This window comes from Arthrobacter mangrovi, from assembly GCF_026011795.1.
GTDB classification, from domain to species: Bacteria; Actinomycetota; Actinomycetes; order Actinomycetales; family Micrococcaceae; genus Crystallibacter; species Crystallibacter mangrovi.
In genome coordinates, this window is record NZ_BRVS01000008.1 from 156216 (window position 1) to 181106 (window position 24891).

A 24891-nucleotide genomic window follows, 5' to 3' on the forward strand; every position below is an offset into this window, starting at 1 on the left:
GGACGGTCAGGCCTGCTGCGGGACCAGCGGGGCGGCGGCGCCGCTGACCGCCGCGGCAATCCGGGCGTGCAGGTCCCGCAGCCGGGAGCGGTCCGTCCGGACCTCCAGCAGGCTGCGCCCGACGATGGGCTCCCGCAGCGCGGCCTCCAGCCCGCTTTCGTCCTCGACCAGCCGGTAGCGCACGCCGTACGCGGCCGCCACGGCCGACAGGTCCACCCGGTGCGGCGTCCCGAAGAGGCGTTCGACGGCGGCGGTGTAGTTTGCCTCAAGGCCCACTTTCCCGTGCTCCAGCAGGGTGAAGATCCCGCCGCCGCCATCGTTGAGCACCACGATCTGCAGCGCCGGCTCCGGTTCACCCGCACCGAGGAAGAGGCCGCCCGCATCATGCAGGAAGGTCAGGTCGCCCAGCAGCACCCGGGTGGGTTCCTGCGCCGCCAGCGCGACCCCGGTCGCAGTGGAGACCGTGCCGTCGATCCCGGCGAGCCCGCGGTTGGCGTGCACGAAGGCGGCCGGTTCCGTTGCGGCCGGGCCGAGAAGATCCACGTCGCGGATGGGGTTGGACGAGCCGAGCACCAGCCTGCCCGCGGTGTGGCGCCACACGGCCGCACCGACCCGCAGTCCGGTCAGCCCGGGTTCGGCCGCCAGCACCTCGGCCGCGGCCGCGGCTCCCGCCTCGCCCGCCTGCTGCCAGCGCTCCAGCCAGCCCTCCGGCCCCAGCCCGGAGAAGAGAGACAGGTCGGCGGGTTCGTCGATGAGCCGCTCCCGGCGCCGCCCCGCATCGAACCAGGCCACGGGCTCGGGCATGAAGAGCGCCGACTGGACGTCCTCGCGGCCCAGCAGGGCGGCCACCGGCCGCGACAGGGTCGGCCGCCCGAAGACCACCACGCGCTCCACCGCGGCACCCAACTGGGCCAGCAGCATCCGGTAGACGGCCACGGCGTTGGGCCCGAAGCGGGCGTTGGACGACGGCTCGGCGAGCAGCGGCAGGCGGTGCGCGCGGGCAAAGGCTTCGGCATACGCGCCGGCCCCGTGGCCCGCGACGACGACGGTGCGCCGCTCCTCGGCGGTTTCCACAGTCGGCACCGGCGCCCGCTTCGGCGCCTTCAAGGGTGCGGGCACTTCCAAGACCGCTGGCGACGCCTCGTTTCCGTCGACTGGAACAGCGCCGCTGCCCACGGCGACAGGCTCCCCCAGCCCCGCAGCCGGACCGCCGCCGTCGCCAATCAACGGCACCAGCGGATCCCGCAGCGCCAGGTTGATGTGCACCGGCCCCACCGCTCCTCGGTGACGGTCCGGTTCCGCGGCCGCGGCACCCGGCGACGGGGTGGCCGCGAGGCCGTGGGTGTCCGCACCCTGGCCGGACTCCGGCAGCGGAATGCCCTTGGCCGCGAGCAGGCCGACGGCCACCGGTTCGGCCGGGTCGGCACCGGCTGCCACATCGACGGCATAGCGGACGTGGCTGCCGAAAATCCCGGGCTGCACCGTGGTCTGGTTGGCGCCGGTTCCGCGCAGTTCCTCGGGACGGTCGGCGCTGAGCACCACGAGTTCGACGCCGGCGTGATTGGCTTCCATCACCGCCGGCAGCAGTTCGCCCACAGCCGTGCCGGAGGTCGTCACCACCGGGACCGGGCGCAGCGAGCCGAGCGAGAGCCCCAGCGCGGTGAATCCCGCCGCACGCTCGTCGATGCGCACGTGCAGCCGCAGTCCCCCGCGGCCCTCCTCCTCGGCCAGCGCGTAGGCCAGCGGGGCGCTGCGGGATCCGGGCGCGACGACGACGTCCCGCACCCCGCCCTCGAGCAGTGCGCGGACGGCGGAGCGGGCGGCATCGATGGCGTTGAGCGCGGCAGTCACGGTTCCATCCTAGGCAGACGCACCGGCCGGCCGGCCCAACACCAAGTACGAAGCCCAAGCACGAAGGCCGCGCCCACCCTTCGGTGGACGCGGCCTTCGCGCGGAGCGTGGCAGCGGCCGGACCCCTTGGCGGGACCGGCCGCCGGCGCGGACTAGAATCCGGTCTTGCCCTTGTACATCTGGATCACGGACGGGCGGGGCAAACCGCCCTTGCCCGACGGCGTGCCGGCCGGCAGGTAGTCCGGGAACAGCGAGTTCTGCTTCTCCCAGGAGCCGTCCTCGCCGGGGTGCTGGACGGCCACGTAGACCATCCCGTCCTGGTCGTCGATGACCGGGCCGCAGGTTTCGGCATCGACCGGCACGGCCATGAACTGCTCGACCTTGCCGCGCTCCGGCCCCTCCAGCGTGACGCGGTACAGGGCGTCGTTGCGCTGGATGGTGCCCGGCTGGCCATCGGTGGAGATCCAGAGATTGCCGACGGAGTCGAAGGCGACGTTGTCCGGGCAGGAGATCGGCTGGACCTTGTCCGCCGGGTAGCCGCCGAAGTAGGCGCTCTCGTCCACGGCCGGATCACCGGCGACGAGGAGGAGGTTCCAGCTGAACTCAGTGGAGGCCTGGTCGCCCGTCTCGGACAGCTCCACGATGTGGCCGTGCTTGTTGTTGGCGCGCGGATTGGCCTCATCGGCCTGGGCCGCGGTGCGCTTGGTGTTATTCGTGCAGGCCACGTAGACCTTGCCGGTCAAGGGGTTGACCTCGACGTCCTCCGGGCGGTCCATCTTGGTGGCGCCCATCTTGTCCGCGGCCAGGCGGGTGTACACGAGGACCTGGTCGATCTCCATACCCGGAACCATGGAGTTGCCGTCCTTGGTGAGCTGGATCCAGTGTCCGACGCCGTCGAAGGCACCGTCTGACGGCAGCACGCCGGCGCCGTCGATCTGGTTCGCCGGGGAGTTGCCCGTGAAGCTGGCCACGAAGAGGTCGCCCTCGGTCAGCAGGGTCATGTTGTGCTTCTTGTCGCCCTCGACGTACTTGCCCTTCGAGACGAACTTGTACAGGTAGTCGAAGCGCTCGTCGTCGCCCGAGTAGGAAACCACGTGGCCGGACTTGGCGATGGTGACGTTGGCGCCCTCGTGCTTGAAGCGGCCCAGCGCGGTGTGCTTGCGGGGCGTGGAGGTCGGGTCGAACGGGTCGACCTCGACGATCCAGCCGAAGCGGTTGTCCTCGTTCTTGCCTTCCGGCAGGTCGGTGTCGAAGCGGGTTTCCTCGAGGTGCCAGCCGCGGCTCGGGTTGGGGTCGGTCAGGCCGTAGCGGCGCTGCTCAGCGGTCGGGTTGGCGACCTTGAAGTACTGGTTGAAGTTCTCCTCGCCGGAGAGGATGGTTCCCCACGGGGTGGTGCCGCCGGCGCAGTTGTTCTGGGTGCCCAGCACCTTCCGACCCGTCGGATCCGCCTTGGTCTGCAGCAGCTTGGAGCCGGCAGCCGGGCCGGTCAGTTCGTACTCGGTGTCGAACAGGAAGCGGCGGTTCAGCTTGGCTCCGCGCACGTATTCCCAGGGCTGGCCCTTGCCCTTGCGGCGCAGCTCGACGACGCTCAGCCCGTGGGCGGCCATGGCAGTGCGGCGCACGTCGGAGGCCGACATGGTCGGCGGGAACATGATCGCTTCATTGGTGTACTCGTGGTTGGAGAACAGCACCGCGCGCTTGCCGTTAGTGCCCGGGATCTCGAGGATGTCCAGGTAGTCGTTGTTGTAGCCGAACTGGCCGGCCTGCGATTCCGGAGTCTGGTTCTCAGGGTCGAACTCGGCGGAATCGGCGAACAGCGGGTCACCCCAGCGGATGACGGGCTTCCAGTTGTACCCCTTAGGCACCGTGACATTGTCAACGGTCGCCTCGACGCCGTCGATGCCCGTGAACTTCAGCTTGCTGCCGGCGCCGGAGGCCACCTTGGCGGCCGGCGACAGGCCCGAGGCGGAGGTTGCGCTGGCTGCGGCGCTGCCGCCAAAGACCAGGGCGAGCACGCCCGCGCTGCTGACGCCGAGCATGTTGCGGCGCGAGAACTCGGCGGACACGACATCCCGGAAGTAGTTGTTGGAGGAGGTATTGCAGACGCCCTGCGCACAGGCATTGCCGCACTTGAGAGCGCAGGTCACGGCGCTGCGCTTGCCCGAAACATGCCCCAGCATGGGCAGCAGACGCTTCTTGAGATCAGACACTTCAGGAGGCCTTCCAGGTTTTGAACGATTAAGCAACGCCTCCCAAGTTTCCAGCCGAATCCGACCTTGAAGCCGAGTACAGGTGAACGCGGGGCAAACAACTTACGACGACGGGGCGAACCTTATCGCTGCGGGGTTGCCAAACACCGGTAGGTGCGGGACAGCCTCCCCGCCCACCACGCTTCCCTATCCGGTGCGGCCCGGTACCGCCCGAGCAGCTCAGGATCCGCTGCAGCCGCGCGCACCGGCAGCGACCCGTCCACCGGCACCAGCCGGTCCCGGACTACGTCCCCGTCCATCAGGGCCACCGTGCCCAGGCCGCACGCGTACGGCAGATCCGGCAGGGCAGCCGCGAGCGCGACGCCGGCGCTGATCCCGACCGACGAATCCAGGGCGGAGCTCACGACCGCGGGCAGGCCGGCCTCGGCGACGATCTTCAGTGCCCGCCGGACCCCGCCCAGCGGCTGGACCTTCACCACGATCAGGTCCGCGGCGTCCTGGCGCGCCACCAGCAGCGGATCGGACTCCTTGCGCACGCTTTCGTCGGCCGCCACCGGCACCGCGAGGCCCCGGCGGCGCAGTTCCTGCCGGACCCGGCGCAGGCCTGCGATGTCCGGGGCGGGCTGCTCCGCGTACTGCAGGCCGAAGGGGGCCAGCCGGGCCAGGACTCCGACGGCGGTGTCCGGGTCCCAGCCGCCGTTGGCGTCGACCCGCAGCGCCGCGTCCGGTAGCACGTCGCGGACCGCCGCCACCCGGAGCACGTCCTCGTCCGCGGTCTGGCCGGCCTCCGCCACCTTAACCTTCACGGTCCGCGGGCGGTCGTACCGGGCGAGCACGGCCGGCACGTCCTCGGGGCCCACCGCCGGCACCGTGGCATTGACCGGCACGCTTGTGCGCAGCGGCGCTGGGAACCCGTGCCACCCCGCCTCGATCGCCGCGCCGAGCCACGAAGCCGCTTCGGCGTCGTCGTACTCCAGGAACGGCGAGAATTCCGCCCACCCCGCGGGCCCTTCGAAGAGCATGAGCTCGCGCCGCAGCACCCCGCGGAACGTCACCCGCATGGGCAGCGAGACCACGCGCGCCGCCGCCTGGAGCTCCTCGAGCGAAGGCAGCGGAAAACCGGTCTCGGGCTGGGGCGTCGTCACGGCTCCACTGTACGCCGTGCGCCCGCCTGCCCCTGCCGCGGCCGCCCGTCCGGCCGCCGGCCCGCGGAACGGAATGGGCCTTCGCCCGGCCTGGTGTGGCAACCTTGAGTCGATGAACAATCGGCAGAAGCAGCAGACCCGGCCCGCACCACGCCGCCGTCCGGGGCACAGTCCGTACTTGTTCTGGCTCGGCGCCGGCCTGTGCGCGGCTGCGTTCGCCTTCAACTATTACGCGCTGGTCCGGACCACCACCGGGCAGTTCGCCGACGAGTCCGCGTGGGCCGAAGCCGAAGCCGGCTGGAGCTTCGGACGGGGCGTCTTCCTCGACTTCCTGGACCTGCTGCCCGACGTGTCGGCGGCGGTCGCGGCCGTGGTGCTGGTCGTCGTCGCGCTGGTGCGGCGCCGGTGGAAAGCCGCCGGAATCGCGGTCGGGGTAGTCCTCGCCTCGGCGGCGACGACGTGGATCCTCAAGAACCTCATCCTCGACCGCCCCGACCGCGGCGTTCCCACATTGGAGCACAACTCCCTGCCGTCGGGCCACACCACCATCGCCGCCGCGGCGGCGCTGGCGGTGTTCCTGGTGGTCTCGCCCCGCTGGCGGCCGTTCGCGGCCGCGGCCGGCGGGGCCTACGCTGTGCTCGCGGGATCGGCCACGCTGATCAACGGCTGGCACCGGCCGTCCGACGTGGTGGCCGCGTTCCTGGTCGCCGGCTTCTGGGCGCTGCTGGCCGGGCCCGCGGTCCTGCGCTCGGGCGATGCCTGGAACGACTTCCGCGGCTACGGCAGCCACTGGTCCTCGTCCCCGGTCTGGCCGCGGCTCTGCTGGCTGCTCGCGCTGCTGGGACTGGCCCTCGCCGCCGGCCTGTACTGGGTCGTCCAGCAGGTGGGCGCCGCCCCGGTCCCTGGCTCGGGCCGGCTGCCGCTGTTCTTCTGGGCCGGCATGGCGCTGATCCTCGGCTGCGGCATGCTGATGAGCGCGCTGCTCACCTGGCTGTTCAGCTCGCAGACCCGGCGGCGCTGACCGCGTCCCGGGGACGAATCACCGCCCGCGGAACGGATCCCCGCACCTCGGGGCGGCCCCTCAGGTAGCGGCCCTTAGCGCGGCGGCGTCTGCAGCCGCTTCAGCAGGGCCCTGGACTGCAGCGGCCCGTAGGGCAGGATCGGAATCGCCTTGGTGGAATCCCCCGGCGTCTCGCGGCTGGCCTGCTCCGCCTGCCGCACGGCCATGTTCATCGTCTCCCACATGCTCCGCACGAAGGCGTCGGACACGGTCTGGCCGTGCCCCGGCACCAGCACGTCGTACTCGTGGCGCAGGCTGGACACCCGCCGCAGGGTTTCCACCCAATCGCGCGGGTAGGAGTCCTCGAAGGCGGGCGGCGCGCCCTGCTCCACGAGATCGCCCGCGAACAGGGTGGACGGCGTGCCCACCAGCAGATCGCCGTCGGTGTGGCCGCGGCCCAGGTAGAACAGCTTGACCGGCATGTCCCCCAGGTTGACCGTCAACTCCTGGTCCACCGGCTTGGTGGGGACCTTGATCCCCGTGTGCGGGCCGTTCCCGGCCGCCATCTCGGGCTCCGTGTCCGCCACCATTCCGCGCTGGAGCTTCGCCGTCTCGGCCATGTCGTGGGCGCAGTTGCGCTGCGCGTAGAAATCGTGGACACCATTGTCCGCGAAGTAGGCGTTGCCGAAAATGTGGTCGAAGTGCGAGTGCGTATTGACCACGACCAGCGGCAGCTTGGTCAGCGAGCGGACGGTCCGGTAGATGAGGCTGGCCTGGCGCGGACCGGCGCCGGTGTCGATCACCATGGCCTTGGTCCGCCCCACCACCAGGCCCGAGTTCAGCGAGTAGTTCCCGGTGCGGATGACATAGTTCCCGGGTGCGACCTGGACGTACTCGGCCATGTCCTTGGTCTGCACGGTTTCGCTCATGCTTCGCGGTACCTCCGTTGGCGCCATTCCTGAGGCCGCCTCGGCGCGGCCTTCCCCCTTACCGTACCCCGCCCGGCCTCAGCCGCCGCCCCGCCCTGCGCTGCCAACCGGCGGCGCACGGCCTTCAGCCAGTCGCCGTCGGGCAGCGCATCAATCCCAGATGTAGCCTTCGTGGATCTGGCCGAACGGCACACGTTCATCCACCACGGCCTGGACGTGCTGGGATCCCGCTCCGCGGACCAGGACGCCGTGGTCCCCCTCGGCCACGGACTCCATGAACACGGGACGCAGGGCATCCGCTTCGGCAGGGCTCAACTTGGCCAGGTAGCTCTGGTAGGCCTCCGGAAGTGCTTTCATGGCACAAGGGTAGACCTGCGGCTGCGGGCGGTACAGAGCCGATGGGCCGCCCGCGGCCGCGGGTCCCGCTAAAGCTCGGCGAGGATGCCGGCAGGGTTCTCGACCGCGTCCGCCACGAACCGCAGGAAGCCTCCGGCTGTGGCGCCGTCGCAGACCCGGTGGTCGAAGGACAGCGTCAGCTCGGTGACGCTGCGGACGACGAGGGCGCCATCCACCACCCACGGCCGCTCAATGATCCGGCCGACGCCCAGGATGGCCACCTCCGGGTAGTTGATGATGGCGGCGCTGCCGTCCACGCCGAACACGCCGTAGTTGTTCAGCGTGAAGGTTCCGCGCGTCAGCTCCTCAGGTGTCGCCTTTCCGGAACGTACGACGGCGGTGAGCCGGCGGATCTCCGCGTCCAGCGAGCGGGCGTTGAGCTTTCCGGCGTCGCGGACGCTCGGCACCATCAGGCCGCGGTCCGTCTGGGCCGCAAAGCCCAGGTTGACGCCGTCGAAGCGCACGATGTCCTCGCCCTCAACACGCGAATTGAGCTCCGGGTACTTGCGCAGCCCGGCCGTGACGAACCGGCCGATAAAGGCGAGCAGGCCGGGGGTGCCGTCCGGGTCCTTCCGCTTCAAGGCCGCGCGGAGCTCGAGCAGCGCGGTGGCGTCCACGTCCACCCACACCGTGGCCTCCGGAATCTCGCGCCGGCTGCGCGCCATGGCGGCAGCGACGGTCTTCCGCACGCCGCGCATCGGGGTGCGCCCGGCGATGGCCAGCCCGCTCCGGGCGTCCATCTCCGGCGCTCCCGCGGCAGCCTCGGAGACCTGCTCCCCCGGGTAGCCCGGCGCTGCGGCTTCGCCGGGCGGAAGTCCGCCGCCGGCCAGCGCGGCCTCGACGTCCCTGCGCAGGACCAGCCCGCCGGCCCCGGAACCGTCAATGTCGGCCAGCCGGAGGCCCGCGTCCCGCGCCAGCTTGCGGACCAGCGGCGAGATCACCAGCGGAGCCTGTTTCGGCGCCGTCGGCCGGTCCATGAGCCCGGACGGCGCCGAGGCCTCGGCCCGGGCAACGGGACCGGAAGCGCCGGGGCCGGCGCTGGCTGCCCCGACATGCGCGGAGCCCGACGCGCCCGCGGGCCCCGGGCGGACATTGCCGGCCGCCCTCGCGCGCGGCCTCCGGGTCCGCTTCGCCGGGCCGTGCCCGCCGCGCGTCCCGTAGCCGATCAGCACGTTTCCGGAGCCGCTCTCGGCGGCCACCTCGGGGGCGGGCGCGGCAGCCGCCGCGGGCTCCGCGCCGGCGCGCTCTTCCTGGCGGTAGGCCACGGCCGCGGGATGCTCACCGCCGGCAGGCCCCTGGCTGCGTTGTCCGCCGGCCTCGACGGAGATCAGCGGCTTGCCGACGTCGATAGTGTCCCCGGCCTTCCCGTGCAGTTCCGCAACGGTCCCGGCGAACGGGCTCGGCACCTCCACCATCGACTTGGCGGTTTCCACTTCCGCGATGGGCTGGTCCACCCGGACCTCGTCGCCGACGCCGACCAGCCAATTGACCAGCTCGGCCTCGGTCAGGCCCTCGCCGAGATCCGGCAGCATGAATGTCTGTCGGGCCATGGTCACGCGTCCTCCCACTGGAGCTCATCGACGGCGTCGAGGATCCGGTCCACGCTGGGCAGGTAGAAGTGCTCCAGCTTCGGCGCCGGGTATGGAATGTCGAAGCCCGTCACCCGCAGGACGGGCGCGGCAAGCGAGTGGAAGCAGCGTTCCTGCACGCGGGCCACGATTTCCGAGGCCACCGAGGCGAAGCCGGGGGCTTCGGCGATGACGACGGCGCGTCCGGTCTTCCGCACGGACGCGGACACCGTCTCATCGTCGAACGGCACGATCGAGCGCACGTCGACCACCTCGAGCGAACGGCCCTCCTCGGCCGCGGCGGCAGCCGCGTTGAGCGCGGTGGAGACGGACGGGCCGTAGGTAATCAGCGTTGCGTCCGTCCCCTCGCGCGCCACCACGGCCCGCCCGAAGGAGCCGGCCGAGGACCGCAGCGCCTCCAGCTCAAGGTCTTCCTTGGACCAGTACAGCTTCTTCGGCTCCAGGAACACCACGGGGTCCGGATGGCGGATCGCCTCGCGCAGCATTGTGTAGGCGTCCGGCACCGTCGCGGGCGACACCACGGTCAGGCCCGGGGTGTGGGCGTAGTAGGACTCCGACGAGTCGCAGTGGTGCTCCACGCCGCCGATCCCGCCGGCGTAGGGAATCCGGATGACGAGCGGCAGCTTGACCTTGCCGCGCGTCCGGTTGGGCATCTTGGCCACGTGCGAGACCACCTGCTCGAAAGCGGGGTAGGCGAACGCGTCGAACTGCATCTCCACCACGGGCCGCAGGCCGTTCATCGCCATCCCGACGGCCATGCCCATGATGCCGGATTCCGCCAGCGGCGTGTCGAAGCAGCGCTCCTCGCCGAAGCGCGCCGTCAGGCCGTCGGTGATGCGGAAGACTCCGCCCAGGGCACCCACGTCTTCGCCGAAAACAACGACGGTGGGGTCTGCTTCCATTTCGTCGGCCAGCGCGGTGTTCAGCGCCTTGGCAAACGTCAGTGTCGTGCCCACCGGCTACGCCCCGCTTCCGTGCGCCGAGGGTTCCTCGCGGGAGAGCTCCTCGCGCAGCTTCGCCGCCTGCTCGCGCAGCTGGCTGGTCTGTTCGCTGAAGACGTGGCGGAACAGGTCCTCGGGGTCCACCTGGGTTTCCGCGTTCAGCCCGTCCCGCAGCGCCGTGGCCACGCGCTCGGCCTCGCCTGCGATGTCCTCCTCGACAGCGCCGTCGAGCAGCTTCAGCTCCGACAGGTAGGTCCGCATCCGCTGGAGCGGATCCCGGGGCACCCACTGCGCGACTTCGTCGTCCGTGCGGTAGCGCGTCGCGTCGTCGGCGTTGGTGTGCGACTGCATCCGGTAGGTGTGGGCCTCTACCAGGGCCGGGCCGCCGCCGTCGCGCGCCCGGTCCACGGCTTTGCCGAGGACGGCCAGCAGGGCCGCCAGGTCGTTGCCGTCCACGCGCTCCCCCGGCATTCCGTAGCCGACCGCTTTGTGGGCCAGCGACGGCGCTACGCTCTGCCGGCTCAGCGGCACCGAGATGGCGTACTGGTTGTTCTGCACGAAGAACACCACCGGCAGGTGGAAGACCGCGGCGAAATTCAGCGCCTCGTGGAAGTCGCCCTCGCTGGTGGCGCCGTCGCCGCACATGGCCAGGACCACCGTGTTCTCGCCCCTGAGTTTGGCCGCGTGGGCCACGCCGACGGCATGCAGCAGCTGGGTGGCCAGCGGAGTGGCCTGGATGGAAACGTTGTGCTCGTAGGGGTCGTACCCGCTGTGCCAGTCGCCGCGGAGGAGGGTCAGGGCCTGGATCGGGTCCACGCCGCGGGCCAGCACGGCCACGGTGTCCCGGTAGGTCGGGAAGAGCCAGTCGCCGGCTCCGAGGCATAGGGCTGCGGCTACCTGGCAGGCCTCCTGCCCGTGCGACGAGGGATACACTGCCATGCGGCCCTGCCGGACCAGGGCGTTGGCCTGGTCGTTCACGCGCCGGCCGACCACCAGCTCCCGGTAGGCGGACAGGAGGGCGCCGCCGTCCGGCAGCGGGTAGGTGTCGTTATGGACGTGGCGGCCCTCCGGATCCACCAGCCGGACCGGCTCCGCCGAGGGCAGCATGTAGGCCTCGACGGCACGCCGGGCGTCGAGGTCCGCGCCGCCCGCGGGTTCCTGCATGGAGCCGTGCCACGGACTTCCCGTTGAAATGGTCATGGGCATCTCCTCTGCCGAGCCGTTCTGGTGTGGAAACTGTGTGGCTTCAGTATGCGATTCGGTGACTTTTCGTATCCACTTAGCAGGAAAACAGTGGAAGAAGTTGGTTTAGATCCGTATTGTGGAAGACAAATCGCCATTGTGAACTGGATTACTTATCGAGGTGTAGACGAATGCCAGAGTCTCCTCCAGGCGCCAAGCTGGACGACATCGACCGCCGGATCCTGGCCGAACTGACCAGGGACGGCAGGCTCTCGGTCACGGCGGTCGCGGAGAACGTACACATCTCGCGCGCGCACGCCTATTCGCGCATCGCGCGGCTCACCGAAGCAGGGGTGCTGACCAAGTTCACCGCACTGGTGGACCCGATCAAGGCAGGCTTGAAGGCGTCGGCCTACGTCACGCTGAAGCTGCGCCAGCACTCCTGGCGGGAATTGAGGGAGGCCCTGAGGGCCATCCCGGAGGTGCACCACATAGCCCTGGTAGGCGGCAACTTCGATGTCATCCTGCTGGTGCGTGCCGTGGACAACGTGGACCTGCGCCGTGTCATTTTCGACCAGATCCAGTCCATGCCCGGCATCCTGGATACCCAGACCTTCCTGGTGTTCGAGGACCTCGATACCAGATGAACCCACGGTGACCGCAGGCCGGGGCGCGGCAGCCGCGACCGGCGGGAAACTGAAACGCCGCCGGGCGTGGACCGGCGGCGTTTCGGTTTCGGCTCCCCCTCGACAGCACCTGCTGGAGGCGGAACGGCATGGCGCTTTCCGCCTTCCCCCATGAGGCCTCAGGTACTGCCTGGACTACCGATATTCAGTTGGCGGGCCGGCCCGACCCGGATTTCCCCGGGTCCGCAAATTTGTTGAATCGATTCTGCGCCGGACCCGGAGGGCTGTCAATAGGCCGGTGAACGGTTCAATCCGGGAGGGCAGAATTCCCGCGGAATACCGGCTTGCGCTTCTCCTGGAAGGCCTTGAACCCTTCGGAGTAGTCCTCGCTCTTGCAGAGCCGCCCCTGGGCGGCGTTCTCTTCCTCCACCGACGCCCACAGCCCCAGGCGCTGGTCGCGGATGGCGGCGACGAGCTCCTTCGAGGCGGTGAACGCGCCGGTGGCCCCTTCGGCCACCTTCGCCACGGTCACCCTCGTGCGCTCGAGCAGTTCTTCGACCGGCAGGGCCCGGCTGAACAGGCCCGAGGCCACCGCTTCCGAACCGCTCATCAGTTCGGCCGTGTAGATCAGGTCGAGGGTGCGGTGCGCGCCCAGCCGCTCAGTGAAGAGCCAGTGCCCGCCCGAGTCCAGCGTGGCGCCCAGGTTGGCGAACGGCGAACCGATCTTGGCGTTGTCCGCCACGTACACCACGTCCGTGGCAATCAGCAGGCCCAGTCCGACGCCGAGGCAGGCACCCTGCGCGGCGGCGAAGGTAGGTGCCGGGAAGGCGGACATCTTCCTCAGCAGCGGCGTCACGAGGTCGCCGAGGTAACCGTAGGCGTCGTCCGTCTCCGGAACGACGGCGGAAATGTCGCGGCCGGCGCAGAAGCCGCGGCCTTCGCCGCGCAGCAGGAGCGCCCTGACCTGGCCCTCGGCTGCGGCGGCAGCGGCCTCGTCATACGCCTGCCCCAGCTCGGCCAACGCCTCTTCGTTGAGCGCGTTCATCTTCTGCGGCGCGTTGAGCACCACCTCGGCTACGTTGTTCCCGATCGACAGCTCGATCATGCCCATGCTGTTCTCCTTTGCAGGCGGCGGCCTTGTCAGGCGTCGTAGTCGACCGTCAGTTCGTCGCTGGTGGGTCGGGTCTGGCAGGTCAGGACGTAGCCGCGCTCGATCTCTTCCGGTTCCAGCGCGTAGTTCTCGTCCATTTCGAACGTTCCGGAAACCACCTTGGCCCGGCAGGTGCCGCAGACGCCGCCGGCGCAGGCGAAGGGCACGTCGGGGCGGACCCGGAGCGCCGCGTTCAGCACGGACTCGCGGGCGTGTTTGGGGCTGGCCACCTTGCCGGAAAGCCCGTCCAGGCGGAAGTTGATTTCGAAGTTGTCCGCGTTCGGATCGACGTCGACCGGGCGGCCGATGTTTCCCTGCGGCTTCGTCGGCTCGCCGGTGGTGAACAGTTCGAAGCGGATCTTCTCCGCGGGAACGCCGCGGGCCGCGAGGGTGTCGCGGCACAGCTGGACCAGTTCGAACGGGCCGCAGAGGAACCACTCGTCCACGTCGTCGGTGCGCAGCACATTGTCGAAGAGGCTGGTGAGCTTCTCCGCATCGATGCGGCCGGACAGCAGCGGCGAGATGCGCTGCTCGCGGGAGAGGACGTGGTGCAGCGCGAAGCGGGACGGGTACTTGTCCTTCAGGTCCGCCAGCTCCTCGACGAACATCACGTCCATGGCGGCCTTGTTGGCGTAGACCAGGTCGAAACGGACCGAGGGATCGGCGGCCAGCACCGTCCGGGCGATCGAGATGACCGGGGTGATGCCCGATCCGGCAGCGAAGGCGACGAAGACATTCTCCGCGGAGGTATCGATGTTCTCGGGGTGGTTCATCTCCGTCATCGTGTGCTTGGAGATGAACGCACCGGTGGGGCTCATGACGTCCAGGACGTCGCCGGCTCTCAGATTGTCGTTGGCCCAATTGGAGAACAGGCCGCCAATATCGCGCTTGATGGCCACGCGGATCTCGCCCGGCTTCGGCTCGGCGCAGATCGAGTAGCTGCGGCGGACCTCCTGGCCCTCCATCTGCGTCCGCAGCGCCACGTACTGGCCCGGGACGTAGTCGTACTGGCCCTGCAGTTCGCCGGGAACGGCGAAGGTGACCTCGATGGCCTCGTCGGTGAGGCGGCGGACCTCGGAGACCGCCAGCGGGTGGAAGGTGCCGCGGCGCTTGCCGGTGTCGGCGCCGTCGGCCTGGTTCCGGGCCGCGTCGGCCTCGGGAATGGAAGTAGTCATCTAGAGCACCTTGAAGTAATCGAAGGGTTCCTTGCACTCATTGCATTGGTAGAGCGCCTTGCAGGAGGTCGACCCGAAGCGGGTCAGTTCACGCGTATTCAGTGAGTTGCAGCGGGGGCACTTCACGCTCAGGCCCAGGCTGACGGGACCGGTCCGCACGCCGGCCAGGCCGGTGGGCGGCGCGATGCCGTACTCGTTGAGCTTGGCCTTGCCCTCGGCCGTCATCCAGTCGGTGGTCCAGGCCGGTGCCAGCACCAGCTTGACCCGGACGTCGCCGTAGCCGTTCGCCGCGAGGGCGGCCACCACGTCGTCCCTAATGGCATCCATCGCGGGGCACCCCGAGTAGGTGGGCGTGATGGTGACTTCGACCGCCGGGTTGCCGGCGCCGTCGTACTCCCCCTCGATGGTGCGGACGCTGCGGAGGATACCGAGTTCCGCGATGTTGATGACCGGGATCTCCGGGTCGCACACCGTGGCGGCAATGTCCCAGGCCTTGGCGGCCTCGGCGTCGGCCGGACGGACTGCAGTGTTCGTGGACATGGCCGTTACCAGGTGGCGCCCGGATGTTCGCGTGCCAGCACCTGCATCTCGGCGAGCAGGTAGCCCAGGTGTTCGCTGTGCCGGCGCCGGGACTTGTCCGTCATGGCGTTGGGCACCTGCGGCACTTCGAGACCTGCCTCGGCGAGCACCGCGGCAATGTAGGCGTCGAACGGTTCGCGCAGTTCCGAGGGACGGACCGCGACGCCATCAAGCCGTTCGATCAGCTCGTCGTCCTGGAACAGCTGGTCGACGTACGGCCAGACCGAGACCAGGCCGGCCGTGATGCGGCGGTTCGATTCCTCCGTGCCGTCACCGAGCCGCAGGGTCCACTGTTTGGCGTGGTCGCGGTGGTAGTCCACTTCCTTCAGCGCCTTGGCGGCGACGGCTGCCAGCGTGGCATCCGTGGAGGCGACCAGGCGCGAGTAGAGCTCGTGCTGGTAGACGGAGATCACCAGCTGGCGGGCGATGGTCTTGCCGAAGTCGCCGTTGGGCTGCTCGACCAGGTAGCTGGAGCGGAAGCCGTCCTCGCCGCGGAAGTAGGCCAGGTCGTCTTCGCTCTTGCCCCAGGCCGCGCCGGCGTAGGTCAGGAAGGACCGGGCATGGCCGATCTGGTCCAGCGCGATGTTGCCCAGCGCGATGTCCTCTTCCAGCTCCGGGGCCCGGGAGATCCACCAGCCGAGCCGCTGCGCGAGGATCAGGGCGTCGTCGCCGAGGCGCAGCGCGTATTCGGCCACATCCTCGCCGACCTGCAGGCCCTGCGCCACCTGTGCGGCGACGTCCTCGGGACGGAAGGCGTTGCCCGGGGTGATCCGGGTTGCGCTTTCTCCGCTCACAGGTGCTTCACCCCTTCGCTCTTGGTGTAGTACGTCGCATGCCGGTAGTCCTTGCCCTTGGGGGACTCGAAGAACTCGTCCTTGGCGTCCGGGTCGCTGGCCACAATGGCCGACGCCGGGACCACCCAGAGCGAGACGCCTTCGTTCCGCCGGGTGTACAGGTCGCGGGCGTTGCGCACGGCCATCTCGGCGTCGGGCGCATGCAGGGACCCTGCGTGGACGTGGGAAAGCCCGCGGGAGGAGCGGACAAAGACTTCCCAGAGCGGCCAGGTCTGCTTGCCATGGCCTTCCGCAGCGGGCGTCTCCACCGTCTCGACCGGCTTGGCCATTGCTGTCTGGTCTCCTGTTGCCATCTAGGCCACCTGTGCTTTCTGTGCCTTCTTCTCTGCGTAGGCTGCGGCGGCTTCGCGCACCCACGCACCGTTCTCATGTGCTTCGCGGCGGCGTTCCATCCGCTGGGCGTTGCAGGGGCCGCGGCCGGCGAGCACTTCGTGGAATTCGTCCCAGTCGAGCTCGCCGTGCTCCCACATGCCGGTCTCTTCGTTGTAGCGGATCTTGTCGTCCGGCAGCGTGAGGCCCAGGACCTTGACCTGCTCCTGGATCATGCCGACGAAACGCGAGCGCAGCTCGTCATTGGAGAAGCGCTTGATGTTCCACGCCATGGACTGCTGCGAGTTGGGCGAATCCGTGTCCGTCGGGCCGAACATCATCAGCGCCGGCGCGTAGAAGCGGTTGACCGCATCCTGGGCCATCTGCTTCTGGGCGGGGGTGCCGTTGGACAGCTCCAGCAGGATCTCGAAGCCCTGCCGCTGGTGGAACGACTCTTCCTTGCAGATGCGCACCATGGCACGGCCGTAGGGGCCGTACGACGCGCGGCAGAGCGGCACCTGGTTGGCGATGGCCGCGCCGTCCACGAGCCAGCCGATGGCGCCCATGTCCGCCCAGCTGTTGGCCGGGTAGTTGAAGATCGACGAGTATTTGGCCTTGCCTTCCAGCAGCTGCTGGTTGAGCACGTCGCGCGGGGTGCCCAGCGTTTCCGTCGCCGAGTAGAGGTAGAGACCGTGTCCGGCCTCGTCCTGCACCTTGGCCATCAGGATTGCCTTGCGCTTCAGCGAGGGCGCGCGGGTAATCCAGTTCGCCTCCGGCTGCATGCCGATGATCTCCGAGTGGGCATGCTGCGACATCTGGCGGACCAGCGTCTTGCGGTACTTTTCCGGCATCCAGTCAGCCGGTTCGATCCGGGAGTCCTCGGCGATGATCTTGTCGAAGTAGGCCTGCCCTGCTTCGTCTTCTGCCGACGGAACAGCCTGCAGCGTTGCCTGCGTCTGCACTGCCATTGGTGTCACCTCACTGTGGGGAAAGTCTGGGCGCAAATATTTACCGACCGTTCGTTCAGAATATAGCGTCGCCCACGGGCCGTCAAGACGTTCGCGGGACTGAGCCGGGCCGGCCGGACCGGCTCAGCCAGCCCGGGCAGCCGGGCCCCTTGGCTTGCCGGCCATCGGCACGGTTCCGCTGGCCGCGATAGCCATACAGGCGGCCGGGCGCCGTCTATATATTGGTGCCATGACGCACACCCCCGCCGAAACAGCTCATCCCGCCGCACCGGGCACCGCACCGGGCACCGTGCCGCAGCCGCCCCAGGCGCGGAAAGTTCCCGTCGAGCGCGCGCACCACGGCGATGTCTTCGTCGATGACTACGAGTGGCTCCGCGAGAAGGACAACCCGGAGGTGGTGGCCCATCTCGAAGCCGAGAACGACTACACCAACGCCGTAACCGCAGGACAGCAACCGCTTCGCGAAGCGATCTTCAACGAGATCAAGAAGCGCACGCAGGAGACGGATCTCTCCGTTCCGGTGCGCAAGGACGGCTGGTGGTACTACGGGCGGATGGAGGAAGGCAAGCAGTACGGCATCCAGTGCCGGACCAGGGCGTCGGACACCGGCGACCCGGCAGCGGACTGGACGCCGCCCGCTGTGGAGCCGGGGACGCCGGTGCCGGGCGAGCAGATCCTGCTGGACGGCAATGCGGAGGCCGAGGGCAAGCCCTTCTTCTCCCTCGGCGGCGCGGCGGTCACCAAGGACGGCCATCTTTACGCCTACGCGGAGGACAATGCCGGCGACGAACGGTTCACCCTGCGGATAAAGGACCTGCGGACCGGCGAACTCCTGCCGGACGTGGTGGAAAACGTGTTCTACTCCCTGGCCTTCTCGCCCGACGGGACCCGGGTCTTCTACACCGTCGTGGATGAGTCCTGGCGGCCGTACCAGATCAAGGCCCACACGCTCGGCACCGAGGTGACGGACGACGTCGTTGTCTTCCAGGAGGACGATCCTGTCATGTGGACCGGATTCGACCTCTCCGCAGACCGGCGGCACTTGGTAGTGGGCATCGGATGCTCCGAGTACAGCGAGACGCGGCTGCTGGACTTCGAGCGTCCCGACGAGGGGCTGCAGGTGCTCGTCCCGCGCAGCGAGCGGCTGCTCTACGACGCCGAGCCCTTCATGCTGGACGGCGTGCAGAAGGTACTCCTCACGCACAACAAGGACGCGGTCAACTCGATGGTCTCGCTGGCGGACCTCGCCGAATTCGGCAAGCCGCTGGCAGAGCAGCGCTGGGCCACCGTGCTGCCGCACGACGACGCCGTCCGGGTCAACGGCGCAGGCGTCACGGCCACGCACGCCGTGGTGTCGGTCCGCAAGGACACGATCGAGCGCGTCCAGGTCATCCCGCTGGAAGGGCTCGGCACCCCGGATCAGGCCCCTGCGGCCGAGCCCGACTTCGACGAGGAGCTCTACACGGCCGGCATGGGAGGCTCCGACTATGAGGCGCCGCTTATCCGGCTGACCTACACGTCCTACTTCACGCCGCCGCGGATCTACGACTACGAGCTTGCCACCGGCCGGCTCTTCCTCCGCAAGGAGACGCCGGTGCTGGGCGGCTACGACCCCTCGGACTACGTCGCCGAACGCGCCTGGGCCACGGCAGGGGACGGAACCCGGATCCCGCTCTCCGTCCTGCGCAAGGCCACCCTGGAGCGGGACGGCGCGAACCCGGGCCTCGTCTACGGCTACGGCAGCTACGAGGTCAGCATGGATCCGGGCTTCAACACCGCCCGGCTCTCGCTGCTGGACCGCGGCGTGGTGTACGTGGTGGCCCACGTGCGCGGCGGCGGCGAGGTCGGCCGCAAGTGGTACGACGACGGCAAGAAGCTGCAGAAGAAGAACACCTTCACCGACTTCGTCGCCGCCACCGACTGGCTGGCGGCCTCCGGCTGGACAGACCCGGCGCGGATCGCCGCGATGGGCGGCTCGGCCGGCGGCCTGCTAATGGGCGCCGTGGCCAACCTGGCGCCGGAGAAGTACGCCGCCATCCTCGCGCAGGTGCCGTTTGTCGACGCGCTCACCTCCATCCTCGATCCCGACCTGCCCCTCTCCGCGCTGGAATGGGAAGAGTGGGGCAACCCGATCAAGGACGCCGAGGTTTACGCGTACATGAAGTCCTACTCCCCCTACGAAAACGTCCGCCCCGCCAACTACCCCCGCATCGCGGCCGTGACCAGCTTCAACGACACGCGCGTGCTGTACGTGGAACCGGCCAAGTGGGTCGCCAAGCTGCGCGAGGCCAATACCGGGACCGAGCCGATCGTGCTCAAGATCGAGATGGCGGCCGGCCACGGCGGCGCTTCCGGCCGCTACGAGGGCTGGAAGGACCGGGCCTGGGACTACGCGTTCGTACTCGACGCCCTGGGGGCCCGGGAACTGCTGTAGCCGCGCCCCGGGAAGGGGAAGTACGACGGCGCCGCGCGGCAGTGCGCGGCGGTGCGCGGCGCCGTCCAAGCCGGACTTGACTTGAATCACAAATCAGGATTACCTAATGAACATTCGGTAAATACCACTGAGAGGGCTCACATGACGGACATCGAGGTCGGTCCGGTGGCCGGACCCGCCCCGGCCGGGTCCCCGGACTCCGGGAATCCGCCGGTCCACCCCGCCTTCGTGAACGATCGTGCCGCCGAGTGGCTGGGCGTGGAGGTTCTCAAGGCCGAGTTCGGCGACGTGCTGATCCGCATGCAACTGCGCGAAGAGATGCTCAACGGGTTCGGTATGGCACAGGGCGGCATGGTGTTCGCCTTCGCCGACGTGGCCTTCGCCCTCGCCTGCAACGACCCCCGCGGCGACGGAAGCACCGTGACGGTAGCGTCCGGCGTCGACGTCAACTTCATGAATCCCGGCCGTGCCGGACGGACCCTCACCGCCAGCGCCACCCTGGTCAACCAAACCGGCCGCAGCGGTCTCTTCGACATCCGTGTAACCCAGGAGACGCCCGATGGCGGCGAAGAGATCATTGCCGAACTGCGCGGCCGCTCCCGCACTATCCCCAATCCCGCTGCCCGCAATGATTAGCAAGGACCGTTCAATGACCATCACCACGGGAACCAAAGCCCGCAAGTCCACTCCAGCCGAGCCCGAGACCCTGGATCCCGAGGAGCTGATGAGCCGCGACGAGATCGAGGCCCTCCAGCTCAGCCGACTGAAGCACACCGTGGCGTATGCCTATGAGCGCGTGCCGATGTACAAGAAGAAGTTCGATGATGCGGGGGTCCGGCCCGAGGACCTGAAGGAACTGGCCGACCTCAAGAACTTCCCCTACACCGACAAAGAAGACCTGCGCCAGGCCTACCCGTTCGGCATGTTCGCCGTCCCGCAGAACGAGGTCGCGCGGATCCATGCTTCCTCCGGCACCACCGGGCGGGCCACCGTCGTCGGCTACACGAAGGGCGACCTGGAGCGCTGGGAAACCCTCTTTGCCCGCTCGCTGAAGGCCTCCGGAGTCAAGCGCGGCTGGAAGGTCCACAACGCCTACGGCTACGGCCTGTTCACCGGCGGCCTGGGCGCCCACTACGGCGCGGAGCGGCTCGGCTGCACCGTGATCCCGATGTCCGGCGGCCAGACGGAAAAGCAGATCCAGCTGATCCAGGACTTCGAGCCGGACGCCATCCTCTGCACGCCGACGTACCTGCTGACCATCGTCGACGCCATGGAAAAGTCCGGGATCGATCCCGCCAAGACCTCGCTGAAGGTCGCCGTCCTCGGCGCGGAGCCGTGGACCGAGGAGATGCGGCACGAGCTCGAGACGAAGCTGGACATCGACGCCTGCGATATCTACGGCCTGTCCGAAGTCATGGGCCCCGGCGTGGCCGGCGAATGCATCGACTACAAGGACGGCTCGACGATCTGGGAGGACCATTTCCGCCCGGAGATCATCGACCCGCTGACCGACGAGGTCATGCGCGACGGCGAGCACGGCGAGCTGGTCTTCACCTCGCTGACCAAGGAAGCCATGCCGGTCATCCGGTACCGCACCCATGACCTGACCCGCCTGCTGCCCGGAACCGGCCGGCCGAACATGCGGCGCATCGGGCGCATCACCGGCCGCAGCGACGACATGATCATCCTGCGCGGCGTGAACCTCTTCCCCACCCAGATCGAGGAAATCGCCCTGCGGATCCCCGGCCTGAGCCCCCACTTCATCCTGGAGATCACCCGGCCCAACCGGATGGACGAACTGACGGTGAAGATCGAACGCCGCGAGGACTGCTCCGCCGAGACTGCCGCCGCCGCCGCCAAGGACCTGCAGAAGCAGATCAAGATCCACGTCGGCTCCAGCTGCCGGATCGATATCGCCGAGCCGGGCAGCCTGGCCCGTTCCAGCGGCAAGCTGCGCCGGATCTATGATTTGCGCAACCTCAACGGATAGTTTGCCCGCCCACGCAAGAACGCTCTGGAAAGATTAGGACCATGGTGAAGATGAACGGCCAGGAACCGGCCCGTCGGGGACGGCCAGGCTACGACCAGCAGTCAGTGCTCAATGTTGCGGTCGAAGTCTTCAACAAGCATGGCTACGAGGCCACCTCCATGGGAATCCTCGCGGAGAACCTCGGCATTTCCAAGAGCGCCATCTACCACCACGTTCCGTCCAAGGGCGACCTCCTCAGGCTCGCCCTGGAGGAAGCGCTGGGCTCGCTGGAAGCGATTCTGGACGAGCCCGGCGCCTCTTCCGGCCGGGCGGACGACCGGCTGGAGTATGTGGTCCGCCGCACCGTCGAGGTCCTGACCAGCAAGCTGCCCTACGTCACCCTGCTGCTGCGCCTGCGCGGCAACACGGAGATCGAACGCAGCGCCCTTGAGCGCCGCCGGCAGTTCGACCACAAGGTCGCGGGCCTGGTCGACGCGGCGCGCGCGGAGGGCAGCCTGCGCGGCGACATCGACCCGCGCACCACCACCCGGCTGCTCTTCGGCACGATCAACTCGATCGTGGAATGGTACAAGCCGGGCGGCAAGCTCACGGGCAAGAAGCTCGCCGACGACCTGATCTCGATGATTTTCGACGGCCTGCACCTGCCTGCAGCGGCCCGCATCATCGCCTAGGAATTTCCCCGCTTCGCCGGCCCCTGGCCTCCTTCCCCCCTGTCCGCGTGCCGGACCGGCTGCTAACCTAGCCTCAACCACTTCACGTCAGGGGGGACGTCATGGAATGGTTTGGGGACTCTTCCGCCGGGACCGATGCGCTGCTATGGCTGACGGTCATTGTCTCCGTGCTCACCGTCGCGGGCATCGCGCTGTTCGCCTTCCGGAACCGCTGGGCCTGGCTGCCGCCGGCCGCCGGCTTCCTGCACTTCCTTGTCCTAAACTCCGCCTCGGGACCGGCACAGCTGGGCTTCGGCGACCTCTTGCTGCCCGCCGTCTGCGTCTACGGCTTCCTGCGCTGGCAGCACGACCGGGCCGCCAACGAAGGCGTGCTGCCGCTCCGGCGCGCCACCCCGGAGGAATGGGGAATCGGCGCCGGCCTGCTCGTCCTCTTCGCCCTGATCAAGGGGTTCTCCGGCCTTGAGCTGCTGGCTGTTATCGGCCCCGAGCTCATCCTCAACGCCGTACTGTCGTCCCTGCCGCTGGTGGTCTACCTTGGCCTGGCCCACGGCATCGCCGACGCCTGGACCGCAGGCGTGGCCTTCGGCCTGCTCAACCTCGGGAATGCCACCGCAGCGGGAACGCCGCGCATCGCCCTGGTGTATGCCGCCGCGGCGGTCGGGCTGTACGTCCTAGGACTGATTAAATGGCGGACGGCCCTGGAAGCCCAGGACCGTCCGCGCGAGTTGGCCTCTACGGCCAGCCGGTAAACCGGCTTGTTCGGTGAACAGGCCTACTTTTCGACCAGCGTCAGTACATCGTAGGTGGCCACGATCTCGTCGTTCTGGTTGGTCAGCACCGCGTCCCAGGCCACCTCGCCGTACTCGTCGGTCTCGCGCGGGGTGATCTTCTTGGCGGTCAGCGTGACGCGGATGGAATCCCCCGCGGCCACCGGAGTCACGAAGCGCCCGTTGTCGAGGCCGTAGTTGGCCAGCACCGGCCCCGGAGCCGGCTCGACGAAGAGTCCGGCGCCCCAAGCCAGCAGCAGGTAGCCGTGCGCCACGATGCCCGGGAAGAACGGGTTGGCTTCCGCCGCGGCCTGGTTGGTGTGCGCGTAGAAGGTGTCCCCGGTGGAGTTGGCGAACTCGGTGATGTCTTCCAGCGTGACCTGGCGCAGATCGGAGCGGATGGCGTCGCCGATCTTCAGTTCGGCCAGGCTCTTCCGGAACGGATGCACGTCACCGAAGTTGCGGTCCGCGCCGGTGTGCCAGACGCCGGTGATGGCGGTCAGCATGTTCGGGGAACCCTGGATGGCCGTGCGCTGCATGTGGTGCAGCACGGACCGGATGCCGCCGAGCTCCTCGCCGCCGCCGGCCCGGCCCGGGCCGCCGTGGACGAGGTGCGGGACGGGCGAACCGTGCCCCGTCGACGTGCGTGCGTCCTCGCGGTTGAGGACCAGCACGCGGCCGTGGTGGGCGGCGATACCGGTCACCAGCCGGCGGGCGGCTTCGGGATCGTTGGTCGCCACGGTGGCCACGAGCGAGCCGGAGCCCATCGCGGCGAGCCGAATGGCGTCGTCGACGTCCTCGTAGCCGATCACGGACGAAACGGGGCCGAAGGCCTCGCGTGAGTGCACGGCCTCGGCCTCGGCGTCCGCCCAGGTGAGGAGGACCGGGGACATGAACGCGCCGCCGTCGGCCACGCCCACGCTGCCGTCCTGGCGGGTGACCTTCGGCGCGTCCAGCGAGCCATAGGCGAGCTCGCCGCCCGCGTCCAGCATGTCCTGCACCGCGGTCCGGACGTCCGCCAGCTGCTCCAGCGACGCCAGCGCACCCATCGTCACGCCCTCGGCCCGCGGATCGCCGACCACGACCCGTTCGTCGATGCGCGCCTGGACGGCGGCGACCACGTCCTGCACCCGGTCCTTCGGCACGATGGTGCGGCGGATGGAGGTGCACTTCTGGCCCGCCTTGGCCGTCATCTCCGTGACCAGGGACTTGATGAAGGCATCGAACTCGGGCGTTCCCGGGGCGGCATCCGGCCCGAGGATCGCGGCATTGAGCGAGTCGGCCTCGGCGGTGAAGCGGATGCCGCCCTGGGCCACGTTCGGGTGCGACTTGAGCTTGTTGGCGGTCGCGGCGGAGCCGGTGAAGGCCACGGCGTCGCGGTAGTCGAGATGGTCCAGCAGGTCGCGGGCCGACCCGGAGATCAGCTGCAGCGAACCGGCGGGCAGGATGTTCGATTCGATGATCAGCTTGACCGCGGCAGCCGCGACGTAGCCCGTGGGCGTCGCCGGCTTGACGATGGTCGGAACGCCGGCGATGAAGGCCGGAGCGAACTTCTCCAGCATGCCCCAGACCGGGAAGTTGAAGGCGTTGATCTGCACCGCGACGCCTGGGATGCGGGTGTAGATGTGCTCGCCGATGAACGAGCCGTCCTTGGACAGGACCTCGGCGGGGCCGTCGATGACGACCTGCGAGTTCGGCAGCTCGCGGCGGCCCTTGGAGCCGAAGGTGAAGAGCACGCCGATGCCGCCGTCGACGTCGATCATGTTGTCGATCTTCGTGGCGCCCGAGCGGTGCGAGATCTCGTACAGCGCCTCGCGGTGGCCGTTGAGGATCTGGGCCAGCTCCTTCAGCTTCAGGGCCCGCTGGTGGAACGTGAGCTTTCCGAGTTCGGACTGGCCCACGGTCCGGCCGTAATTGACGACGGCGGCCAGGTCCAGCCCTTCGGTGCTGACCTGGGCCAGGGCCTCGCCCGTGCTGGCGTCGCGGACCTCGGCTCCGGTTGTTGCGGTCTCCGGCGTCCACCAGGCGTCCTGGACAAAACTCGGTACGAAATCAAGGCCAACAGTGGTTGAGGTCATCGTTGACTGCCTTTCCCCTCCCGCGGAGCTGGCCGGCGTCCGACGGA

Annotated in this window: 22 protein-coding genes; 7 read left to right on the forward strand and 15 right to left on the reverse strand. The window is 69.0% G+C overall.

What is annotated here, in order from left to right:
* Positions 1 to 6: 6 nt before the first annotated feature.
* The 3 genes from menD to AHIS1636_RS10255 form a co-directional block, all read right to left on the reverse strand.
* Positions 7 to 1851 (reverse strand): 2-succinyl-5-enolpyruvyl-6-hydroxy-3-cyclohexene-1-carboxylate synthase, encoded by a 1845-nt coding sequence (gene menD, locus AHIS1636_RS10245; RefSeq protein ID WP_264795720.1) that lies wholly within the window; start codon positions 1849 to 1851, stop codon positions 7 to 9.
* 152 nt (positions 1852 to 2003) lie between these two features.
* On the reverse strand, positions 2004 to 4031 hold the full coding sequence (locus tag AHIS1636_RS10250) for a PhoX family protein (protein WP_264795907.1): 2028 nt from the start codon (positions 4029 to 4031) through the stop codon (positions 2004 to 2006).
* Positions 4032 to 4183: 152 nt separating this feature from the next.
* The gene (locus AHIS1636_RS10255; protein ID WP_264795721.1) at positions 4184 to 5206 is read right to left on the reverse strand and encodes an o-succinylbenzoate synthase; all 1023 of its coding nucleotides are present in this window, start codon (positions 5204 to 5206) and stop codon (positions 4184 to 4186) included.
* Positions 5207 to 5318: 112 nt separating this feature from the next.
* Between AHIS1636_RS10255 and AHIS1636_RS10260 the strand changes: the two genes are divergently transcribed.
* Complete coding sequence (locus AHIS1636_RS10260) at positions 5319 to 6227, forward strand: phosphatase PAP2 family protein (RefSeq protein ID WP_264795722.1); 909 nt, start codon at positions 5319 to 5321, stop codon at positions 6225 to 6227.
* A 74-nt stretch (positions 6228 to 6301) separates the two neighbouring features.
* Here the strand turns inward: AHIS1636_RS10260 and AHIS1636_RS10265 are convergent, their stop codons facing one another.
* The 5 genes from AHIS1636_RS10265 to pdhA all read right to left on the reverse strand — a co-directional run bounded on the left by AHIS1636_RS10265 (position 6302) and on the right by pdhA (position 11225).
* Positions 6302 to 7135 (reverse strand): MBL fold metallo-hydrolase, encoded by an 834-nt coding sequence (locus tag AHIS1636_RS10265; RefSeq protein ID WP_264795723.1) that lies wholly within the window; start codon positions 7133 to 7135, stop codon positions 6302 to 6304.
* A 150-nt stretch (positions 7136 to 7285) separates the two neighbouring features.
* Positions 7286 to 7492 (reverse strand): hypothetical protein, encoded by a 207-nt coding sequence (locus AHIS1636_RS10270; RefSeq protein ID WP_264795724.1) that lies wholly within the window; start codon positions 7490 to 7492, stop codon positions 7286 to 7288.
* A gap of 68 nt (positions 7493 to 7560) precedes the next feature.
* The gene (locus AHIS1636_RS10275) at positions 7561 to 9081 is read right to left on the reverse strand and encodes a dihydrolipoamide acetyltransferase family protein (RefSeq protein ID WP_264795725.1); all 1521 of its coding nucleotides are present in this window, start codon (positions 9079 to 9081) and stop codon (positions 7561 to 7563) included.
* 2 nt (positions 9082 to 9083) lie between these two features.
* On the reverse strand, positions 9084 to 10022 hold the full coding sequence (locus AHIS1636_RS10280) for an alpha-ketoacid dehydrogenase subunit beta (protein ID WP_373875823.1): 939 nt from the start codon (positions 10020 to 10022) through the stop codon (positions 9084 to 9086).
* 57 nt (positions 10023 to 10079) lie between these two features.
* Positions 10080 to 11225 (reverse strand): pyruvate dehydrogenase (acetyl-transferring) E1 component subunit alpha, encoded by a 1146-nt coding sequence (gene pdhA, locus AHIS1636_RS10285; RefSeq protein ID WP_264795908.1) that lies wholly within the window; start codon positions 11223 to 11225, stop codon positions 10080 to 10082.
* Positions 11226 to 11434: 209 nt separating this feature from the next.
* Here pdhA and AHIS1636_RS10290 point away from each other — a divergent pair, with 209 nt between their 5' ends.
* Positions 11435 to 11890 (forward strand): Lrp/AsnC family transcriptional regulator, encoded by a 456-nt coding sequence (locus tag AHIS1636_RS10290; RefSeq protein ID WP_264795727.1) that lies wholly within the window; start codon positions 11435 to 11437, stop codon positions 11888 to 11890.
* 286 nt (positions 11891 to 12176) lie between these two features.
* On the opposite strand, the gene AHIS1636_RS10295 is transcribed toward AHIS1636_RS10290, so the two are convergent.
* The 6 genes from AHIS1636_RS10295 to paaA are packed head-to-tail and all read right to left on the reverse strand — an operon-like array spanning position 12177 to position 16904.
* Positions 12177 to 12974, reverse strand: a complete 798-nt coding sequence (locus AHIS1636_RS10295) for an enoyl-CoA hydratase/isomerase family protein (RefSeq protein ID WP_264795909.1) — start codon at positions 12972 to 12974, stop codon at positions 12177 to 12179.
* A 35-nt stretch (positions 12975 to 13009) separates the two neighbouring features.
* The gene (gene paaE / locus AHIS1636_RS10300) at positions 13010 to 14194 is read right to left on the reverse strand and encodes a 1,2-phenylacetyl-CoA epoxidase subunit PaaE (RefSeq protein ID WP_264795728.1); all 1185 of its coding nucleotides are present in this window, start codon (positions 14192 to 14194) and stop codon (positions 13010 to 13012) included.
* Positions 14195 to 14734, reverse strand: a complete 540-nt coding sequence (gene paaD / locus AHIS1636_RS10305) for a 1,2-phenylacetyl-CoA epoxidase subunit PaaD (protein WP_264795729.1) — start codon at positions 14732 to 14734, stop codon at positions 14195 to 14197.
* Between the two features lie 5 nt (positions 14735 to 14739).
* The gene (gene paaC / locus AHIS1636_RS10310; protein ID WP_264795730.1) at positions 14740 to 15567 is read right to left on the reverse strand and encodes a 1,2-phenylacetyl-CoA epoxidase subunit PaaC; all 828 of its coding nucleotides are present in this window, start codon (positions 15565 to 15567) and stop codon (positions 14740 to 14742) included.
* Complete coding sequence (paaB, locus tag AHIS1636_RS10315; protein ID WP_262106331.1) at positions 15564 to 15896, reverse strand: 1,2-phenylacetyl-CoA epoxidase subunit PaaB; 333 nt, start codon at positions 15894 to 15896, stop codon at positions 15564 to 15566. Before paaB ends, paaC begins: the two co-directional genes overlap by 4 nt.
* Positions 15897 to 15920: 24 nt before the next feature.
* Positions 15921 to 16904, reverse strand: coding sequence for a 1,2-phenylacetyl-CoA epoxidase subunit PaaA (paaA, locus tag AHIS1636_RS10320; protein ID WP_264795731.1), 984 nt, complete (start codon positions 16902 to 16904; stop codon positions 15921 to 15923).
* 229 nt (positions 16905 to 17133) lie between these two features.
* Here paaA and AHIS1636_RS10325 point away from each other — a divergent pair, with 229 nt between their 5' ends.
* From AHIS1636_RS10325 to AHIS1636_RS10345, 5 genes are all read left to right on the forward strand, one after another.
* Positions 17134 to 19338: a S9 family peptidase gene (locus AHIS1636_RS10325; RefSeq protein WP_264795732.1), complete on the forward strand. Its 2205-nt coding sequence runs from the start codon at positions 17134 to 17136 to the stop codon at positions 19336 to 19338.
* Between the two features lie 141 nt (positions 19339 to 19479).
* Entirely contained in the window at positions 19480 to 19974 is a 495-nt protein-coding gene (locus AHIS1636_RS10330; protein ID WP_264795733.1) for a hotdog fold thioesterase, read from the forward strand.
* 13 nt (positions 19975 to 19987) lie between these two features.
* A complete protein-coding gene (gene paaK / locus AHIS1636_RS10335; RefSeq protein WP_264795734.1) occupies positions 19988 to 21328 on the forward strand; it encodes a phenylacetate--CoA ligase PaaK in 1341 nt (446 codons plus the stop codon).
* Between the two features lie 41 nt (positions 21329 to 21369).
* Positions 21370 to 21999: a TetR/AcrR family transcriptional regulator gene (locus AHIS1636_RS10340; RefSeq protein ID WP_262105931.1), complete on the forward strand. Its 630-nt coding sequence runs from the start codon at positions 21370 to 21372 to the stop codon at positions 21997 to 21999.
* Between the two features lie 101 nt (positions 22000 to 22100).
* The gene (locus tag AHIS1636_RS10345; protein WP_264795735.1) at positions 22101 to 22748 is read left to right on the forward strand and encodes a nicotinamide mononucleotide transporter; all 648 of its coding nucleotides are present in this window, start codon (positions 22101 to 22103) and stop codon (positions 22746 to 22748) included.
* Between the two features lie 23 nt (positions 22749 to 22771).
* On the opposite strand, the gene paaZ is transcribed toward AHIS1636_RS10345, so the two are convergent.
* Positions 22772 to 24844: a phenylacetic acid degradation bifunctional protein PaaZ gene (gene paaZ / locus AHIS1636_RS10350; RefSeq protein ID WP_264795736.1), complete on the reverse strand. Its 2073-nt coding sequence runs from the start codon at positions 24842 to 24844 to the stop codon at positions 22772 to 22774.
* Positions 24845 to 24891 lie beyond the last annotated feature (47 nt).

Bases quoted from the DNA above. Each gene is read 5' to 3' on its own strand.
- AHIS1636_RS10250 (WP_264795907.1), bottom strand. From the start codon at position 4,031: ATGCTGGGGCATGTTTCGGGCAAGCGCAGCGCCGTGACCTGCGCTCTC.
- AHIS1636_RS10260 (WP_264795722.1), top strand. From the start codon at position 5,319: ATGAACAATCGGCAGAAGCAGCAGACCCGGCCCGCACCACGCCGCCGT.
- AHIS1636_RS10265 (WP_264795723.1), bottom strand. From the start codon at position 7,135: ATGAGCGAAACCGTGCAGACCAAGGACATGGCCGAGTACGTCCAGGTC.
- AHIS1636_RS10270 (WP_264795724.1), bottom strand. From the start codon at position 7,492: ATGAAAGCACTTCCGGAGGCCTACCAGAGCTACCTGGCCAAGTTGAGC.
- AHIS1636_RS10275 (WP_264795725.1), bottom strand. From the start codon at position 9,081: ATGGCCCGACAGACATTCATGCTGCCGGATCTCGGCGAGGGCCTGACC.
- AHIS1636_RS10280 (WP_373875823.1), bottom strand. From the start codon at position 10,022: ATGGAAGCAGACCCCACCGTCGTTGTTTTCGGCGAAGACGTGGGTGCC.
- pdhA (WP_264795908.1), bottom strand. From the start codon at position 11,225: ATGCAGGAACCCGCGGGCGGCGCGGACCTCGACGCCCGGCGTGCCGTC.
- AHIS1636_RS10290 (WP_264795727.1), top strand. From the start codon at position 11,435: ATGCCAGAGTCTCCTCCAGGCGCCAAGCTGGACGACATCGACCGCCGG.
- AHIS1636_RS10295 (WP_264795909.1), bottom strand. From the start codon at position 12,974: ATGATCGAGCTGTCGATCGGGAACAACGTAGCCGAGGTGGTGCTCAAC.
- paaE (WP_264795728.1), bottom strand. From the start codon at position 14,194: ATGACTACTTCCATTCCCGAGGCCGACGCGGCCCGGAACCAGGCCGAC.
- paaD (WP_264795729.1), bottom strand. From the start codon at position 14,734: ATGTCCACGAACACTGCAGTCCGTCCGGCCGACGCCGAGGCCGCCAAG.
- paaB (WP_262106331.1), bottom strand. From the start codon at position 15,896: ATGGCCAAGCCGGTCGAGACGGTGGAGACGCCCGCTGCGGAAGGCCAT.
- paaA (WP_264795731.1), bottom strand. From the start codon at position 16,904: ATGGCAGTGCAGACGCAGGCAACGCTGCAGGCTGTTCCGTCGGCAGAA.
- AHIS1636_RS10325 (WP_264795732.1), top strand. From the start codon at position 17,134: ATGACGCACACCCCCGCCGAAACAGCTCATCCCGCCGCACCGGGCACC.
- AHIS1636_RS10330 (WP_264795733.1), top strand. From the start codon at position 19,480: ATGACGGACATCGAGGTCGGTCCGGTGGCCGGACCCGCCCCGGCCGGG.
- paaK (WP_264795734.1), top strand. From the start codon at position 19,988: ATGACCATCACCACGGGAACCAAAGCCCGCAAGTCCACTCCAGCCGAG.
- AHIS1636_RS10340 (WP_262105931.1), top strand. From the start codon at position 21,370: ATGGTGAAGATGAACGGCCAGGAACCGGCCCGTCGGGGACGGCCAGGC.
- AHIS1636_RS10345 (WP_264795735.1), top strand. From the start codon at position 22,101: ATGGAATGGTTTGGGGACTCTTCCGCCGGGACCGATGCGCTGCTATGG.
- paaZ (WP_264795736.1), bottom strand. From the start codon at position 24,844: ATGACCTCAACCACTGTTGGCCTTGATTTCGTACCGAGTTTTGTCCAG.